This window comes from Aquidulcibacter paucihalophilus, from assembly GCA_030285985.1.
Classification (GTDB): Bacteria; Pseudomonadota; Alphaproteobacteria; order Caulobacterales; family Caulobacteraceae; genus Brevundimonas.
The window spans coordinates 1,145,750-1,163,002 of the sequence record CP127384.1; the positions used below are offsets into that span (position 1 = coordinate 1,145,750).

Below are 17,253 nucleotides of genomic sequence, written 5' to 3' on the forward strand. Positions count from 1 at the left end.
ATAGACCGACGATCAGTCCGCGCTCAGCAGGGTCTCGCGCCAGAACAGCAGACTGGCCCAGAATTGGTAGTCCTGGTTCACTTTTTTCGCGAAGCCGTGCCCCTCGTCCTGGCCGAGAAGGTGCCAGGCGGTGCGGCCGTTGGCGCGGACGGCGGCGATCATCTGGTCGGCCTCTGACGCCGGGACGCGCGGGTCGTTGCCGCCGGTGACCACCATCAGCGGGATGTTGATCTCGTTGACCCGGGTCATGGGCGAGATCTCGAGCAGGCGGGCGCGCTGGCCCGGGTCGCGCTCGTCGCCGTATTCGACCCGGCGCAGATCGCGCCGATAAGCCTCGGTGTTCTCGAGGAAGGTCACGAAGTTGGAGATGGCGACCACGCAGTTCGCGCCGCGAAGACGATCGCCGTAGTGAATGGCCCCGGCGTAGCACATGTATCCGCCATAGGAGCCACCGGTGACAGCGATGCGTCCCGCATCGATGGCCGGATCGGCACCCAGCCGGTCGAGGTAGGCACCGATATCCCGCACCGAATTCTCTCGCAGGTCGGGCCCGTTATCCAGGCTGACGAACCGCTTGCCGTAGCCGGTGGAGCCGCGGACATTGGGGAAGAAGATGGCCACCCCGAGCTCATTGATCAGGTAGTTGTTGCGGCCCATGAAGCCGGGGCGGCTCTGGCCCTCCGGCCCGCCATGGATATTGACGATCAGCGGACGGGGACCCGGGAAGCGGGCTGCGTCGGGGCGGTAGAGGAAGCCGGAGACGGGCTCACCGTCGAAGCTGGCGACCTCGATCAGTTCAGGCTCGACATTGCGCGTGACATCCAGCCCGCCGGTCTCGCTGCGGGTCCAGCGGGTGACCGCAAGGGATGTGGGGTCGATGGAGAAGGCGTCAGAGGCGCTGCGGGCCGAGGAGTAGGTCAGGCCGATATCGCCCCAGGGCGCGATGTCGAGGCCGCCGGCGATGCCCGCGGGCAGGCTGTCGACCCTGCGAACCTGACCAGACGCGGGGTCGAGCAGGCGCAGACGGGTGCTGCCGGCCTCGTTGATCGTATAGGCGATGAAGGAACCGTCCTCGGCGATGTCGAAGTCCTCGACGTCCCAGCGCGGTTCCGCCGAGACGGCTGTGAAGGCACCGGTGGCGAGGTTGATCCGGCCCAGCCGCTGGAAGTCGCTGTCCTGGTCCGAGGTGACCCAAAGCGTCCCGTCAGCGGCGAACTGGGCACCACCATAGGCGATCGGCAGGCTGTGATCGCCGATCGGGGTCATGCGACCGCTCGCGAGGTCGAGGGCATGGAGGTTCGACTTGGTGACCTGGATCCCCTGCACGACAAGGGCGGTGCGACCGTCCGGCGAGAAATCCGCGATGCTCCAGCCGCCGCCGCTGACCTCGGCCACCATGCGGGCGGTCGAGGGATCTCGCGGGTCCATCACATAGAGGTCGCTGTCCCGGCCGTTGCGCCGGGTAGAGGAGTAGCCGATCAGGCGTCCGTCCTGACTCCAGGCCCCGAAGCTGTTGCGGCTGCGCCCCCCGTCCGTCAGCAGGGTGAGGCGGCCCTCGGCCAGCGTGTACAGCTGGAAGAACTCATCGCCCCCCCTGTCCTTGCTGACGACCAGCACGTCACCGGCGGGGGACCAACGGCCGCCGACGGGTTCCACCTCGAAGCTGAGCTGTTCGCGAGCGCCCATCGGCATGGCGACGCGATGGATCTGGGCCGTATTGCCGAAGCGGGTCGAAATCAGCATCGACCGGTCAGCCGCATTCCAGCCCGCGAAGCCGGCGGTACGGAATTCCATATACGGTCGGGTCTCGGCCGCCAGTGCCGCCGGAATGGCCGGGACGCCGTCGGCGACCAGGGCTGCAGGCTTTTCGACGACACCGGAGGCCTGGGCCAGAACGGATGTCGGCACCAGGGTGCAGGCGAGGACAATGGCGAGCGACCGGATGCGCATGCAACCCCCTGTTCCGGCGGACCCGATCCGCCGATGCGGGAGGTTGTCAGCGAAAGGGGCTTGAGTCCAATCGAGGGGGCAGGAGCCGCCGCTCGCGGAGAAAGGTCTAGGCGGCCTTGCTGTCCGGCAGGGCGGTCTGGTGACCTGTCGCCGGGACGACCTTCTTCTTGGCCGGGGCGCGGGGCTTCTTGACGGCGATGGTCGTCTTGTCGGCGGCGCGGCGCGCGGTTTCGGCGTCGATCAGGGGCACCAGTTCGGCGGCGGTGGCCATCTTGGTGGGAGAGCCGCTTTCGGACAGACGGACCGCATTGAGGCGCAGGGCCTTCAGATCGGCGTCGGTCATGGTCGGGAGCTTTTCGGCCAGCGGGGTCATCGGCATCTCCTGGAGTTGAAAAACAGTCGGGCCGGCGCCTGTTCGGCGGCCGGCCCTTCCGTCAGCCGGAAATCAATCCCGGCAGGGTCGCTTGTCGGAAACTATTCGGCGGCCTTGAGGCGACCGGCCGATTCCTTGCCTGAACGCGAGTCGCGTTCGACTTCGTAGGAGATCTTCTGATTTTCGTTGAGCGTGCCCAGGTCGGACGTTTCAACGGCCGAGGCGTGGACGAACACGTCCTTGCCGCCGTCATCGGGGGCGATGAAGCCGTAACCCTTGGTGGAGTTGTACCATTTCACAGTGCCGGTAGCCATTTTGAGACCTCCGTTAGGCGTTGACCGCCGGAAGAGGTTCCGGGTCGGCCTGTCGGGTCTGAATGGGATCGGCTTTGGACCTCGGTGCGCGATGCAAAGGGGCAGCAGCGTTTCGCAGTGAGATCGACGAAGCCCCAGATGGGCGCTTTGCCCGGCAATAGCAAGCGGCGCGGTGCAGATAGCAAAACGGCGGCGAAGGCCTTCGCCCTCGCCGCCGTCGAAATCATGCGTCGGTAAGGCCCGACGCGTGAACTCAGCCTTCGGTCTTCAGCTGACCAGCCGATTCCTTGCCCGAACGCTTGTCGCGCTCGATTTCGTAGGAAACCTTCTGGTTTTCATCGAGGCCGCGCAGGCCCGCTTGTTCGACAGCCGAGATGTGGACGAAAACGTCCTTGCCGCCGTCGTCAGGCTGGATGAAGCCGTAGCCCTTGGTGGAGTTGAACCATTTAACAGTGCCGGTAGCCATTTTCAGGACCTCCGCTAGCAGTTGACCACAGGGAAAAGCCCCTGCGGTCTGTCGGGTCTGAAAGGAGCGGCTAGACCTCAGTGCGAAAGCAGAGGGTGGCGTTTCGCAGAGAGCTCGACAAAAACGCTTTTGGACTGGCGGCGCGTCAAAATCAAGACAGGCCTAAAGGCCCTGCTATTCGGCGGCTTCGCCCTCGGGCGTGGCGACATAGTGCTCCTGGCAGAGCTTGCGCAGGGCGGCTGTCAGGGTCGGGCCGTACAGGGAATCCTGTATCCGCTCGAAGCCTTCCGCCTGGAGGGCCTGTTTGATCTCGCCGACGGTGCGGCAGCCTCCGCCGCGCGCCAGCTCATAGGCGCGTTCGAGGGTCGTGGGACGATGGCTGCTCATTTGTCCTAGATAGGGACCCCGGCGCGAAATGCGAGGGGCCCTGTCGAAGGATCAGAACGCCAGGCTGAGCGTGGCCACCAGGCTGTCGGCATATTGCTCGCCCGGAACTTCGGCGTCGGTGGCGTAGTAGCGCACGTCGGCGTCGATCCTGTCGGTCAGGGCGTAGGTCACCCCGGCGTTCCAGGCCGTGTAGTCGAGGCTGTTGTCCTGTTCGCGACGGCCGATGGCGGCCGTGCCTTCCAGACGGTCGGTGAAGTCCCAGCCGAGGCGGGCCTCGACCCAGGTCCAGGCCTCTGTCCCGCCCATGCCGTCGGGCGAATACTGGAAGCGGACGCGTCCGCTGGCCGGGCCGATCGAGCGCTTGACGTCGGCGGTCAGTTCCCAGGCGGTGTTGTCATAGCCGGAGGCCGCATCGATCTGGGACTTGTGGGTGGCGTTCAGGTCGAGGTCGAAGCCGGCGATCTCGGGCCGCACGCCGAAACCCACTTCCGCCTCGAGCTCGGACCCGCTGGAGCTCTTGATGGTCTGCAATCCGGCCCCGCCATACAGCAGGCCGGAGGCGCTCTCCCATTCGGCCTCGCCCCAGGCATAGGCGTCACCGTCAGACTTGGACGCGCCCTTGGAGCGATTGTCCGTGCCCGCACCGACCGCGAAGGCCCAGCTGCCCGCTGCGGCGTCCTGGGCGGCGGCCGGAACGGCGAAGGCCAGCAGGGTGGTCGCCAGAACACCGGCGGTCGTCAGGGTGCGGAGCATGTGTGAATCGCCTCGTTTGATCGAGGCGGGGTCTAGAGCCGCTTCTTGTCGAATTTGTTACAAGCCTGCGTAAATTCGTCCGTCAGCCGATGGATAAGCTGAGCCGTGGGCAGAACGTCACGCACCCCGGCCGAGCCCTGACCGGCGGACCAGACGGTTTTCCAGGCCTTGGCCTCGTCGGCCATGTCGAGCTTGTGTTCGGGCAGGGATTTCGGGTCGATGCCATTGGCGACCAGCGAGGGCGTCAGGAAATTGGCCGGAATGCCCGAGACGGCGGGGGTGTAGGTGATGTCCGAGGCACCGGACTCGACGATCATCTGCTTGTACTCGGACTGGGCCATCGACTCGGTCGTCGAGATGAAGCGGGTGCCCATATAGGCGAAGTCGGCGCCCATCATGATGGAGGCCGCCACGTCGCCGCCGGTCGACAGGCAGCCGGACAGGATGATGGTCCCGTCGTAGAAGGACCTCACCTCCTCGACCAGGGCGAACGGATTGACCACGCCGGCGTGGCCGCCGGCGCCGTTGGCCACCAGGATCAGGCCGTCGACGCCCGCCTCGGCCGCCTTGCGGGCATGGCGGACATTGGCGATGTCGTGGAAGACCACCCCGCCATAGCCGTGCACTGCCTCGACCACATCGCGCACCGCGCCCAGCGAGGTGATGATCAGCGGCACCTTCTCCTCGACCGAGACCATCATGTCGGCCATCAGGCGCGGGTTGGTCGGATGGACGATGTGGTTGACCCCGAAGGCCGCGGCGTCGGGGTTCAGGCGCGCCTTGATCTCGTGCAGCCACTCCCGATAGCCCTCGGTCGTGCGCTGGTTCAGCGACGGGAAGGTGCCGATGACGCCGGCGTTACAGGTCTCGACCACCAGATCCGGTCCGGAGACCAGGAACATGGGCGCGGCGATGACCGGCAGTTTCAGACCGTGTTGCAGCGAAGTCGGAATGGCCATGACGTGTCCCCGGGTTGTCTTTCGCTACGGATAGCGGGCTGTCGCTGGGGAAGGCAAATGGAAGCGTCAGCGCGGCGGCTCGGGGGCTGCGGGCGGAGGGATTTCAAGTTCGTCCAGGGAGCGGAAGCGAAGCGTGTATTCCACCCGTGGGTCGCGGTTGAACGGATCCACGGTACCGGCTGACAAGCGTGACCGCTGCGCGGCGGCGAGCGCGGCCTCGCCGAACCCGGCACCCGCCGGCGTCTCGTTGACGATCCGGCAGTCTGTCAATGGACCATTCGGAGTCACCCCGCAGTTGACTGTGACCTGTCCTGCATACCCTTCGGGAAGGGATGGTATGGAATAGGCCGGAGCTGACAGGCCGCAGCCCGTTGCACCAACCGCCATCGCTGAAAGGCTCAGGATGATGCACGGCTTTTGAAATCGGTTCCCCACCGCCGTATCTCCCCGCTAATGTGCATTCATGCCTCGGGCCCTCCGAGGCCCGCAAGTTGAAACCCTCCCGGACATGACCACTGACACCTCAGGCCTGCACCAGCTCGGCCAGCAAACCGCCCAGCCCTCCAGCCCGGAAACGGCCGAGCTGGAACGGGTGCCCAATCCCCATCCGGGAATGCTGTATCTGACCCGCTTCACCGCGCCGGAGTTCACCAGCCTGTGCCCGGTGACGGGCCAGCCGGACTTCGCCCACATCGTCATCGACTATGCGCCGGGCGACTGGCTGGTCGAGTCCAAGAGCCTGAAGCTGTACCTGACCGCCTTCCGCAACCACGGTGCCTTCCATGAGGACTGCACCGTGGCCATCGGGCGGAAGATCGCCGACCTGCTGCAGCCGAAATGGCTGCGCATCGGCGGCTACTGGTATCCGCGCGGCGGTATCCCGATCGACGTCTTCTGGCAGACCGGCACTGCGCCGGAAGGGCTGTGGCTGCCGGACCAGGGCGTGCCGACCTATCGCGGTCGGGGGTAGGCCGCCCGGTCTCCTCCTAAAGGTACGGTCCCCACATGAGGGCGATCGTTCCGAAGACTCCGATCGCCGTGAAGGCCGCGGCGAAGAGAACGAGGGCCGCGGTCAGAAGCTTCGGTGCCGCATGGGCGCTGCGCCCGGCCCTGAAATAGAGCTCCAGCAAGCCCAGCGGGATCAGATAGCTGCCGAAGACGAGGACGATGTCGGCCGGACCCGACAGGGTGCCCGACATGCCGACCGGTCCCTGGTTGACCAGCACCCAGCCCATGATGCCGATCCTGAGAAACCAGACGCCGCTGACCGCCATGAAGGTGCGCATCGCCCAGACCCGGTGCTGGTCGAACCGGCGCTTGACGGCATGCCGCCACGCCAGCGCGCCGAAGATGAGGATCAGCAGACCATCGATCACGATGGCGGCCGAGGAGACGTCGGACAACGAGGTCCCGCGGACGAGGGTCAGCCAGAAGCCGCTCAACGCCATGACGCCGGCCACGAAGAGGAAGGTCCGTCCGCTCCAGCGGTGCAGGGCCGGGAAGGCGCGCCGGATCGCCGGGACCAGTTGCATGAGTCCGGCCAGGGTCACGAGCGACGCCAGCAGCACATGGGCGGCGAAGACGAAATTCCCGGTCTGATCGCCGGAGATATAGCCGTCGATCAGCGGCTTGTCGTTCCAGCCGGCGTAGTTCCCGGCCACGGTCCGCGTGCCGTAGAAGGCGAGGATGAAGCCGACGAAGGCCGCCTGGCCGATGGCGGCGACGACGAACCAGAGAATGCCGGCCCAACGCAGGGCTTTTGCGGTGCCGCCAGTGGGCACCGGTGTAGAAATGCTGGACATGATGTCTCCCGACCGGCCCCGGAAAGCGAGGCGTCGGCAGGGATGCGGGCGATCTGGGCCGGGCGTCTCGCCGATTTGGAAATCGGCCAGAAATTCCTGTGCCGGACCGGCAGGGACGGGCGGCGGCGCGCTGGACAGGGCCGTGCTGGCGGGTCATGAATCCGTCAGCGCCCCGGGAGGATCGGTGTCCACGCAGCCATTTCCCAGCGTTCCGGTCGTCAGCCGGGCCTCATGGCCCCGGCGGGCACCCAGTCGTCTTGAGGCCTATGCGGCGCTCTGCGCGGTCTCCTTCGTCTGCTACATCGCGGGCCGTCTGACCGACGGAGGTACCGGAATCCTGTTTTCGCTCGTCGGCGCAGGGGCCTGCGGATGGGCCTGGCTGCTGACCCGGGCCCTGTTCGATCCAGCGCCCCGCGACGTCTGGTGGCCCCGCATGGTTGCGACGGTGGTTGCGGTCGCAGGCGCGCTGACGGTCCTCGCGCCGACCGAAGGCGGCCTCTACGGCTTCGCCGGGAACGTCTATGGGCTCAGCGGCTCGGCGGCCATGTTGTTGACCTTCATAGAGCCGTTCCAGCCGCGCCGGGGTGATATCGGGGTGCTGGAGAAGCGGTTCCGGCTCGCCTTCCTCGCGATCTATGCGGCGCAGTTGGTGACGGTTCTGGGGTCGGGAGTCTCCAGTGCGGGTCCCGCCGAGGCCTGGCGGACCGACCTGATCCGGATCGCCTGCTGTGTCGTCGGTCTGGTCGGGGCCTCGGCAGCGGTCTGGTATCGCCTGCGCCATCCCCTGGCCCCGTCGGACGGGACGCGGTCGGCGCGCCGGACGCCGACGGAAGAGGACAGACGCCTCGCCGAACGGCTTGAGCGGTTGCTGCGCGACGAAGCCATCGACGCTCGACCCGACCTCAGGATCGGCGATGTCGCGGCGCGCCTCGGCCAGCCGGAATACAAGGTGTCCCAGTGCATCAGCACCGTTCTGGGCTTCCCGAACTTCAACCGGCTGATCAACCACCACAGGATCGAGCGCGCGAAACGCCTGCTGGCCGACCCGGATCAGGGCCAGCCCATTCTGGACGTCGCGTTCGAGTGCGGCTTCGGCTCCGTCGGTCCGTTCAACCGGGCCTTCCGGGCGCAGGTCGGCGTGACGCCCCGGGCCTTCCGGGCGGCCAGTCGTCGGCCGTCTTGACCGAGCCGCGCCGCCTTCCCCTCGAAACCTGGGGCCGCCACTGGCTGGGCCGGCTGCAGACCTGGGCCGACCGCGCCGCATGGTCCCGCTACGGCTTCGAATTCCTGATGTTCGGGATCAAGCAGGCCTGGGCCTGCCTGTTCGGCGGGGCGATGCTGGCCCTCTTGCTGGCGACGCATCTGTGGTGGCCGGAGGGGGCGCCGGTCAGCCGGTATGACTTCCTCGTCGTCGCGGCGCTGGCCATCCAGGCGGCCATGCTGATCCTCAGGCTGGAGAGCTGGGAGGAGGCGAGGGTGATCTTCGTCTTCCACGTGGTCGGCACGATCATGGAGCTGTTCAAGACCCAGCACGGGTCGTGGATCTATCCGGAGGACAGCCTGCTGCGCATAGGCATGGTGCCGCTCTTCTCGGGCTTCATGTATGCGGCGGTCGGCAGCTACATCGCCCGCATCTGGCGCATCTTCGACATCAAATTCCGCCACTATCCGCCGCTGTGGACGACCTGGGTTCTGGCCGCGGCGATCTACGTCAACTTCTTCGCCCACCACTGGCTGCCGGACATCCGACTGGCCCTGTTCGCCCTGACGGCGGTGCTGTTCGGGCGCGGCTGGTTCTATTTCACACCGGACCGGAAGCGTCGGACGATGCCGTTCCTGCTCGGCTTCTTCCTGGTCGCGGTCTTCATCTGGCTGGCCGAGAACGTCGGCACATACGCCCAGGCCTGGGCCTATCCGGGACAGGAGGACGGCTGGGAGCCAGTGTCGCTGGCCAAGCTGGGCAGCTGGTTCCTGCTGATGATGATCAGCGTGGTGCTGGTGTCGCTGGTGCACCGGCCGGAGGAAGAGCGGCTGCTCAGATAGCTCTCGTCATCCTCCGGCGAGCGCAGCGAGACCGGGGGACCCAGCGGCGCGCGAGAGCGCGAACCTGCCGGGAGCGCGGCTGGACAGGTCGCCTTCGGCGCCGCTGGGTCCCCCGGTCTGCGCCGCGAAGGCGCGGCTTGCCGGAGGATGACGATAGCTTAGAGGAGAGGCGAGGGAGTTTTCATGACCACCACCACCACCGACGTCGTCATCCTCGGCGGAGGCCACAACGGCCTCGTCTGCGCCTTCTATCTGGCGCGGGCCGGGCTGAAGGTGACGGTGCTGGAGCGGCGGCATGTGGTCGGCGGGGCGGCGGTGACGGAGGAATTCCACCCCGGTTTCCGCAACTCCACCGCCAGCTACACGGTCAGCCTGCTGAATCCGAAGGTCATCGCCGACATGGACCTGGCCCGGCACGGGCTGCGGGTGGTCGAGCGCAAGGTGTCCAACTTCCTGCCCTTCGACGACGGCCGCCATTTCCTGGCGGGCGAGGGGCGGACGCAATCACAGCTGGCGAAATTCTCGACGCGCGATGCGGAGCGCCTGCCCGAATACGAGCGCCGGCTCGAGGTCATCGCGGCGGTGCTGCGCGACTGGATCCTGAAGGCCCCGCCCAACATGGTCGAGGGCGGCTGGATGGCCATGCTGCCCGAACTGCTGAAGGGCGCGTCGCTGGGCAAACAGGCCGCGGGGCTGGACACCCAGGGGCGCCGTGACCTGCTGGACCTGTTCGCCAAGTCGGCCGGCGACTGGCTGGACGGCTGGTTCGAGAGCGATCCGATCAAGGCGCTGTTCGGCTTCGACAGCGTCGTCGGCAACTACGCCAGCCCCTACACGCCCGGCTCGGCCTATGTGCTGCTGCATCACGTCTTCGGCGAGGTGAACGGGCGCAAGGGCGTCTGGGGTCACGCGATCGGCGGCATGGGTGCCATCACCCAGGCCATGGCCGCGGCCTGCGCCGAGCAGGGCGTCGAGGTGCGGCTGGAGGCACCGATCGCCGAGGTCCTGACCGAGAAGGGCCGGGCCGTCGGTGCCGTCACCGAGGCGGGCGGTGTCGTGCGGGCGCGGGCGGTGGTGTCCAACCTGCATCCGCGCCTGCTGTTCGAACGGTTCGTCGATGACGCCGTGGTGCCTGCGGACTTCCGCGAGCGGATCGGAAACTACCAGTCAGGCTCGGGCACTTTCCGCATGAATGTGGCCCTGTCGGCGCTGCCCAACTTCACATCGCTGCCGGGGACCGGCGACCACCTGACCGCCGGCATCATCATCGCCCCGTCGCTGGCCTATATGGACCGGGCCCATGCCGAGGCGCGGCTGAACGGCTGGTCGTCGCAGCCGATCGTCGAGATGCTGATCCCCTCGACCCTCGACGACAGCCTCGCGCCCGCCGGCCAGCATGTCGCCAGCCTGTTCTGCCAGCACGTCGACCCCACGCTCGGTGACGAGCATCGCGAGACGGTGGCGGATCTGATGATCGACACCGTCGACCGCCATGCCCCGGGCTTCAAGGCCTCGGTGGTCGGGCGGCTGGCGCTGGGGCCGCGCGATCTGGCGCGGCGGTTCGGGCTTGTCGGCGGCGACATCTTCCACGGCCGGCTGACGCTCGATCAGCTGTTCAGCGCCCGGCCGGTGCTGGGCCACGCCGATCACCGCATGCCTGTTCCGGGGCTCTATCTGTGCGGTTCGGGGGCCCATCCGGGCGGCGGCGTCACCGGCGCGCCGGGGCACAATGCGGCGCGGGCCGTGCTGAAGGACCTCGGCCGCTAGGCAGGCCTCCGGACAGGATTGCCGGGTCGGCAGGGCGCGTCTAGCGTCGAGCCTTTCCAGGGGGGAGAGCGGACATGAAACGACATCGATCGCGCGCGGGCATGGCGCGGGCCCTTCTGGTCGCGATGGTCGCCGGCCTTGTTGCGCCCGGGACGCCGGCCATGGCCCAGACCGCGGCGGGCTTCAATTCGACCCGCCCGACCGAACGGATCGAATACTGGCAGAAGCGCCTCGGTGAAATCAGCACCCGGATGGAGCAGCCGGACAGTCTCGAAGACGTGCGGCTGTTGTTCCTCGGGGATTCGATCACTGATTTCTGGACGATGGGAGACAATCCCTGGTTCCCTGGGGCGGTCGGCGGCCGTGCTGTCTGGGAAGAGAGTTTCGGCGGGGCCGACCCGTCCCGTCTGGGCCTGAATCTCGGCATTTCGGGGGACCGGACCGAGCACCTTCTGTACCGCATCCAGCCACGTTCCGGGGGAGGCCTGGGGGAGCTGGACCGACCGGACCTGAATCCTGACGCCGTTGTCCTGATGATCGGCATCAACAACAGCTGGGACGCCGAAACGCCCGCCGTAGACAGTGTGGTGGCAGGGGTTCGGGCGGTTGTCGCGGCGGTCCATGCGCGAAAGCCACAGGCGCGGATCGTGCTCCAGTCCCTGCTCCCCACACAGGAGCCCGAAAGGAATGCGGGGCTGGTTGTCCCTGTGAACGCGGCTTTGGCAGCCTTCGCCCTGGAGCCGGACCAGGCCGGTCATGTCCGATACCTCGACCTGTATCCGGCCTTCCTCGGCAGCGATGGCCAGCAGAACCGGGCCTTCTTCATGGACGCCGTGCATCCGAACGAGGCCGGTTACCGGGCCTGGCGCGACCGGCTGGTGCCCTTCCTCTCGACGATCGAGTAGGGCGGGGTCGCCTAGACCTGCGCCACGCCCATGGCCTTCATCAGCGCTTCGCGGATAGCGGCTTCGGTAAAGGGTTTCTGCACCGTGGCGTGGCCCCGCCACTCGTCCGGCAGGCCGCTCTCGCCATAGCCGGTCGAGAAGACGAAGGGCACGCCGCGGTCCCTGAGCGCTTCGGCGACCGGAAACACCTGCCGTCCGGCGACATTGACGTCGAGCAGGGCGGCGTCCAGCGGTGCCGGGTCGGCGACCAGGGCCAGCCCGTCCTCGATCGTACCCGCAGGCCCGACGGGCGTGCAGCCCATGTCCTCAAGGATGGTCTCCAGCAGCATGGCGACCAGGGATTCGTCCTCGACCACCAGAACGCGGCGACCCGTCAACGTCTGGGTCATGATGATCTATCCCTCTGGAGCGGAACGGAGAATTCCGCGCTGAAACCGTCGCTTGCGTAGGCCAGTTTGACCTCGCCCGCCAGATCATGACGGACGTTTCGTTCGATCAGTCGACTGCCGAAGCCGCGGCGTTCGGGCGGCGCGACCGGTGGCCCGCCGATCTCCCGCCAGCTGAGCCTCAAAACCGGCCGGGTCTGGTCCGCGACGGCCCAGTCCACCATCACGCGGCCCTCGAGCGCGGACAGGGCACCGTATTTGGCGGCGTTAGTGGCCAGTTCGTGGAAGATCATGCCCAGCGAGAGGGCTGCGGCCGGCTCCAGTGCGACGAGAGGGCCGTTCAGGGTGACGCGGTGCGAACCGTGCGCCTCGGTCTCGTGCTGGAGGATCGCGTCCAGATCGGCACCCTCCCAGTGGCTGCGGGTCAGCAGGTTGTGGGTGTGGGACAGGGCCAACAGCCGGGCCTGGAAGCTCTCGGCGAAGGTGGCGGGATCGGCGTGGGAGCGCGCGGTCTGGACGGCGATCGACTGGATGGTGGCCAGGGTGTTCTTCACCCGGTGGTTCAGTTCGTCGATCATCAGCTTCTGCCGCTCGGCCGAACGGACCGTCTCGGTGACGTCGTGGCCCTGGACGAAGATGCCGGCGACGGCACCCTGGGCGTCCCGGATGGGCTGGTAGATGAAATCGAGGAACCGGGACTCGAGCGGGGCATCCGGCGTCCGCTGCAGCAGGACACGGCTGGCGCGGCCCTCGTAGGGCTCGCCGGTCGCGTAGACGGTGTCCAGAAACTCGAAATAGCCCTGACCCTGCACCTCGGGCAGCGCCTCGCGGATCGGCTTGCCGCTGATGTCGCGATGCCCGATCAGTTGGGCGTAGGCGCTGTTGTGGATCTGGATCACGTGTTCCGGCCCGCTCAGGACCGCAACGAAGCCCGGGGCCTGCATGAACAGGTCCATCAGCCCCTGCCGTTCGGTCTCAAGCCGGACGTTGTCGGCCTGGACACTTCGGGCTCCGCTGAGCAGGGCCCCGCCGACGATGGCGTCGATGGCGTGGAGCGCCCCCGCTTCTTCATGGGCCGCGGAACGACGGAGGTTCTCCAGTTCCGTGATGTCGATGGCGTACTGGAGAACATAGGCGACGACACCGTTGCGCAGCAGCGGCGTGTGGATGACGCTCCAGTACCGGTCCTCATAAGCCAGTTGCCCGTCTGCATCAGGAACGGGGATGGCGTAGTGGATCACCGGGATGTCGTTGCGCACGCCGGTGGCGAAGACCTTTTCAAAGGACCCGCGCAGTTGTCGGGTGCTCTCGGGCGCGTCCTGACCCGGGCCGGCGTCGAACGCCTCGAACACCGGCGTGCCGATCAGTTCGGCGGCGGTGCGCTGGGTCACCGCCAGATAGGCCGGGTTCGCCCAGACGAATTTCAGCTCGGGGCCGACGATGAAATAGGCGTTGGGCGAGGCGTTCAGCGCGGCCGCGAGGTCGGTTTCGATCGCTGTCATCTGTCCCCGAATAGCCCCGACCGCCGTCGCGAGACAGCCTCAAATCCCGTCCGTAGCAACGCTTGCCGGTGGGTACGGTTTCATCCCGGCAGCTACCAAGTGGGCCAAGTCCCCTGCTTTGGCTAGAGTGGTCGAATGTCGCCAGTTTCCATCCTCGCCGCGGTCGCCCTGATGATGTCTCCCCCGCACTCCGATCGCCCAGACCCGCGGGCTCATACGCAGCAGGGGCTGCTGATCGGCCGGGCGGCGCAGGGGGTCGAGAGCTACAAGGGCGTGCCGTTCGCCGCCCCGCCGGTCGGGCCCCTGCGCTGGCGCGTGCCGGGTCGGCCGGAAAGCTGGCAAGGCGAGCGGTCGGCGACCGATTACGGGGCCATCTGCATCCAGCCGCCGGCCAACGGCGATCCCGGCGTCGGCCCCCTGCCCATGAGTGAGGATTGCCTGACGCTGAACGTCTGGACGCCGGAGCAGCGCGGCGTGGAGCCCTTGCCGGTCATGGTGTGGATCCATGGTGGGGGGCTGAACAACGGCTCCGGCACGGCGGCGCTGTACGACGGGACAAACCTGGCGAAGCGCGGGGTGGTCGTGGTGACGGTGAACTACCGGCTGGGGCGGCTCGGGTTCTTCGATCATCCGGCGCTGGCGGCGGAGCGGGTAGCGGGCGAGCCTGCGGCGAACTACGGCCTCATGGATATCATCAGGGCGCTGCGCTGGGTGCAGGATAACGCCGCGGCCTTCGGCGGCGATCCGGGCAATGTCACGATCTTCGGCGAGTCGGCGGGCGGGACGATGGTGACCCGGCTGATGATCGCGCCCCAGGCGCGCGGGCTCTTCCACCGGGCGGTGGTGCAGTCCGGCCTCGGCCGCGACGAGGGCACGCCGCTGGACCGCCCGCGCCGCGACGGCGGCCTCTCCATGCAGGATCGGGGGCAGGCGTTCGCGGAAGCGCTGGCCCTCGAAGGGGCGACGGCGGCGCAGCTAAGGGACACGCCCGCGGAGAAGCTGCTCACCCCGGCTCCGAGCTTCTACGGCGGCGATCTGCTGGTGCGCGACGGCAATCAACCGGCGCGCCTGTTGTCGTTCCACCAGGTGGTTCAAGCGGGCTCTGCCGGTGCGATCGCTTTGCCTGACACGGCGGGCGAGCGGCTCTGGATTGACCCCGTCGCCGTGATTGATGCGGATCATATCGTCCGTGCCGAGCTCACGGATGGGGCGCAGAACCAGACGGCCATCGCCTTCCGGTTTGACGGCTATGGCGCGCGCCGGTTCGCGCGCTTTACGGCGGCGCACGTGGGCGAGCGGTTCGCGATCGTGCTGGGCGGCAAGGTGATATCGGCCCCGATGATCAGATCGCCCATCACCGGGGGCAGTGGAATTATCGAGGGCCGGTTCAGTGCGGAAGAAGCCGCCGCCCTCGTGGGGCAGCTGAACATCGACAGCCGGGGCACCCCCCTGGTCGCCGAAGACGTCGAAGCCGCCTTCGCCGCCGGTCGGGAAGCCACCGTTCCTCTGATCATCGGTGCGAACAGCGCCGAGTTCTGGTGGATGAAGCCATCGGACCTGAGCCCGTATGGCGCGATCGATGATGCGATGACGCGCGAGGAACGGGCGGCCTTCCTCGACGCCTATGGCGGGCAGGCGGGCTATGACGCTCATGTGCTGAGCGACCTGGTCTTCAACGAGCCAGCGCGGCATCTGGCGCGGCTGCACGCAGCCAACGGGCATCCGACGTATCTGTATCGATTTGACGTCGTGCCCGAGTCCAACCCCGAGCCCAGTGGCGGTGCCACCCATGCTTCGGAGCGGCCCTATGTGTTCGACAATCTGCATACTGTCGGCCGGCCGATGGGCGAGCGGGACGCGCGGGCGGCGACGGCCATGGCCGATTACTGGACGACCTTCGCGGCCAAGGGGAATCCCAATGGTCCGGGCCGTCCGGCCTGGCCGGAGTTCGGGGCCGGGCGCGACCGCCTGCTGGAGTTCACCAACGATGGTCCCGTGGCCGGGCCGGTTCCGGATGCGGCCCGGCTGGACCTGATCGAAGCCTTCTACGAACGGATCCGGTGACGGCTCAGAGCGTGTTCAGCACCTCGCCGTGGGTCTTGATGACCTCGGCGTAGAGCAGGCCCGAATCCTTGATGGTCCGCTCCTGCGTCTGGAAATTCACATGGGTGATGCCGAACCGCTTGGAATAGCCCAGCGACCATTCGAGATTGTCGAGCAGCGACCAGGCCATGTAGCCGCGGATGTCGACGCCCTTGCCGATGGCGTCGTGCAGCGCCTTGAGGTGGTTCTTCAGATAGTCGACCCGCATCGGATCGTGGATCCGGCCGTCGATGGCGTGGGGCGGATCATACCAGGCCGAGCCGTTCTCGGTGATCATCAGCGGCAGGCCGTTGGTCTGTTCATGCAGCCAGACGAGGGTGTCGGTCAGGGCAGGGGGGTAGACCTCCCAGCCGGTCTCGGTGTGGGCGTGCTCAATCTGTTTGACGGGGCGTGAGCGGGTCGGCCAGGCGTCCGGCGCGTTCTCGGGCACCGAGCGGGTGTACCAGTTCAGGCCCATCCAGTCGGTCGGCTGGGCGATCAGGTCGAAATCTGCCTGCGGGAACTCGCGATAGGCTTCGCCGTAGACGTCCTTGAGCTCTTCCGGATAGCCGCGGCCCATCAGCGGGTCGAGGAACCAGCGGTTCATCTGGGCCTCGGCGCGCTTGCGCGCGGCCTCGTCCTCGGGCTTGTCCGAGGCGCTGTATTTCGGCTCGATATTGAGGACGATGCCGATCTGGCCCTCGCCGACTTCACGGAACCGCTTCACCGCCGCACCGTGGGCCCGCAACACATTGTGACCGGCGATCATGGCCTCGAAGGCCGACTTGTGGCCGGGCGCGAGCGCGCCGTGGAGATAGCCGCCGTCGACGATGACCCAGGGCTCATTGATCGTGCCCCAGGTCTTCACCCGGCCCTTGAATTTCTCGAACAGGACCTGCCCGTAGTCGGCGAACCAGTCGGCGATGTCGGGGTTCAGCCAGCCGCCGCGATCGTCCAGCGCCGCCGGCAGGTCCCAGTGATAAAGGGTGCACAGTGGCTCGATCCCCTTCTCCAGCAGGCCGTCGACCAGGCGGTCGTAGAAGTCGAGACCCTTCGGATTGATGGCCCCGCGGCCCTCCGGCATGACCCGGCTCCAGCTGACCGAGAATCGGTAGGCCTGGAGGTTGAGTCGCTCCATCAGGGCGATGTCTTCACGCCAGCGATTGTAGTGGTCGCAGGCCACGTCGCCGGTGTCGCCGTTCAGCATCATCCCGGGCGTGTGGCTGAATCGGTCCCAGATCGAGGCACCCGCGCCGTCGGCCATGGATGAGCCTTCGATCTGATAGGCAGCCGTCGCGGCACCCCACAGAAAACCTTCGGGAAACCGATAGTTGCCTGTGTTTTGTGAAGTCATATTCGAAGGCCTCGGTGAGCGTAAACGCAGACTGGAAGGGTGGATTGGCGGCGGTCGGTACGCGTGTCGGGCTGTCAGCACAACCTCGGTGTGGCCAAACTAGGGCACTTGCGGGGCCCATGGCTAGTGTGTCATGTAATCGGTTACACGGTTTTTTCAGACGGACCCGCGCAAAGCGGGCCGGGACTGGAAACGCTCAGGGAGGATGGA

Annotated in this window: 17 protein-coding genes; 6 read left to right on the forward strand and 11 right to left on the reverse strand. The window is 67.1% G+C overall.

The genetic code is table 11. From position 1 onward, the window contains the following. Positions 1–12: 12 nt before the first annotated feature. The 7 genes from KB221_05665 to KB221_05695 all read right to left on the reverse strand — a co-directional run bounded on the left by KB221_05665 (position 13) and on the right by KB221_05695 (position 5,202). On the reverse strand, positions 13–1,950 hold the full coding sequence (locus tag KB221_05665; protein ID WIY70507.1) for a prolyl oligopeptidase family serine peptidase: 1,938 nt from the start codon (positions 1,948–1,950) through the stop codon (positions 13–15). A gap of 106 nt (positions 1,951–2,056) precedes the next feature. Beyond that, complete coding sequence (locus tag KB221_05670) at positions 2,057–2,323, reverse strand: hypothetical protein (GenBank protein WIY70508.1); 267 nt, start codon at positions 2,321–2,323, stop codon at positions 2,057–2,059. Between the two features lie 101 nt (positions 2,324–2,424). After that, positions 2,425–2,637, reverse strand: coding sequence for a cold-shock protein (locus KB221_05675; protein WIY70509.1), 213 nt, complete (start codon positions 2,635–2,637; stop codon positions 2,425–2,427). Between the two features lie 253 nt (positions 2,638–2,890). Continuing rightward, the gene (locus KB221_05680; protein WIY70510.1) at positions 2,891–3,103 is read right to left on the reverse strand and encodes a cold-shock protein; all 213 of its coding nucleotides are present in this window, start codon (positions 3,101–3,103) and stop codon (positions 2,891–2,893) included. A gap of 174 nt (positions 3,104–3,277) precedes the next feature. Further along, positions 3,278–3,490, reverse strand: coding sequence for a hypothetical protein (locus KB221_05685; GenBank protein ID WIY70511.1), 213 nt, complete (start codon positions 3,488–3,490; stop codon positions 3,278–3,280). Positions 3,491–3,541: 51 nt separating this feature from the next. Then, entirely contained in the window at positions 3,542–4,243 is a 702-nt protein-coding gene (locus KB221_05690) for a porin (GenBank protein WIY70512.1), read from the reverse strand. A 32-nt stretch (positions 4,244–4,275) separates the two neighbouring features. Next, positions 4,276–5,202 carry a nitronate monooxygenase family protein gene (locus tag KB221_05695; protein WIY70513.1) on the reverse strand — a complete coding sequence of 309 codons (927 nt, stop codon included), beginning with the start codon at positions 5,200–5,202 and terminating at the stop codon, positions 4,276–4,278. Positions 5,203–5,710: 508 nt separating this feature from the next. On the opposite strand from KB221_05695, the gene queF reads away from it, so the two are divergent. Then, the gene (gene queF, locus KB221_05700; protein WIY70514.1) at positions 5,711–6,172 is read left to right on the forward strand and encodes a preQ(1) synthase; all 462 of its coding nucleotides are present in this window, start codon (positions 5,711–5,713) and stop codon (positions 6,170–6,172) included. A gap of 16 nt (positions 6,173–6,188) precedes the next feature. On the opposite strand, the gene KB221_05705 is transcribed toward queF, so the two are convergent. Beyond that, the gene (locus KB221_05705) at positions 6,189–7,004 is read right to left on the reverse strand and encodes a DUF2306 domain-containing protein (protein ID WIY70515.1); all 816 of its coding nucleotides are present in this window, start codon (positions 7,002–7,004) and stop codon (positions 6,189–6,191) included. A gap of 184 nt (positions 7,005–7,188) precedes the next feature. On the opposite strand from KB221_05705, the gene KB221_05710 reads away from it, so the two are divergent. The 4 genes from KB221_05710 (at position 7,189) to KB221_05725 (ending at position 11,719) form a co-directional block, all read left to right on the forward strand. Continuing rightward, complete coding sequence (locus KB221_05710; protein ID WIY70516.1) at positions 7,189–8,187, forward strand: AraC family transcriptional regulator; 999 nt, start codon at positions 7,189–7,191, stop codon at positions 8,185–8,187. Positions 8,188–8,231: 44 nt separating this feature from the next. Next, positions 8,232–9,047 (forward strand): DUF817 domain-containing protein, encoded by an 816-nt coding sequence (locus KB221_05715; protein ID WIY70872.1) that lies wholly within the window; start codon positions 8,232–8,234, stop codon positions 9,045–9,047. Positions 9,048–9,230: 183 nt separating this feature from the next. Continuing rightward, positions 9,231–10,814, forward strand: coding sequence for an NAD(P)/FAD-dependent oxidoreductase (locus KB221_05720; protein ID WIY70517.1), 1,584 nt, complete (start codon positions 9,231–9,233; stop codon positions 10,812–10,814). A 74-nt stretch (positions 10,815–10,888) separates the two neighbouring features. Next, positions 10,889–11,719 (forward strand): GDSL-type esterase/lipase family protein, encoded by an 831-nt coding sequence (locus tag KB221_05725; protein WIY70518.1) that lies wholly within the window; start codon positions 10,889–10,891, stop codon positions 11,717–11,719. 11 nt (positions 11,720–11,730) lie between these two features. On the opposite strand, the gene KB221_05730 is transcribed toward KB221_05725, so the two are convergent. Then, positions 11,731–12,108, reverse strand: coding sequence for a response regulator (locus tag KB221_05730; protein WIY70519.1), 378 nt, complete (start codon positions 12,106–12,108; stop codon positions 11,731–11,733). Then, entirely contained in the window at positions 12,105–13,607 is a 1,503-nt protein-coding gene (locus KB221_05735; protein WIY70520.1) for an HWE histidine kinase domain-containing protein, read from the reverse strand. Before KB221_05735 ends, KB221_05730 begins: the two co-directional genes overlap by 4 nt. A 135-nt stretch (positions 13,608–13,742) precedes the next feature. Between KB221_05735 and KB221_05740 the strand changes: the two genes are divergently transcribed. Then, a complete protein-coding gene (locus KB221_05740; GenBank protein ID WIY70521.1) occupies positions 13,743–15,671 on the forward strand; it encodes a carboxylesterase family protein in 1,929 nt (642 codons plus the stop codon). Positions 15,672–15,675: 4 nt separating this feature from the next. On the opposite strand, the gene KB221_05745 is transcribed toward KB221_05740, so the two are convergent. After that, positions 15,676–17,043 carry a GH1 family beta-glucosidase gene (locus KB221_05745; GenBank protein WIY70522.1) on the reverse strand — a complete coding sequence of 456 codons (1,368 nt, stop codon included), beginning with the start codon at positions 17,041–17,043 and terminating at the stop codon, positions 15,676–15,678. Between the last annotated feature and the right edge of the window lie 210 nt (positions 17,044–17,253).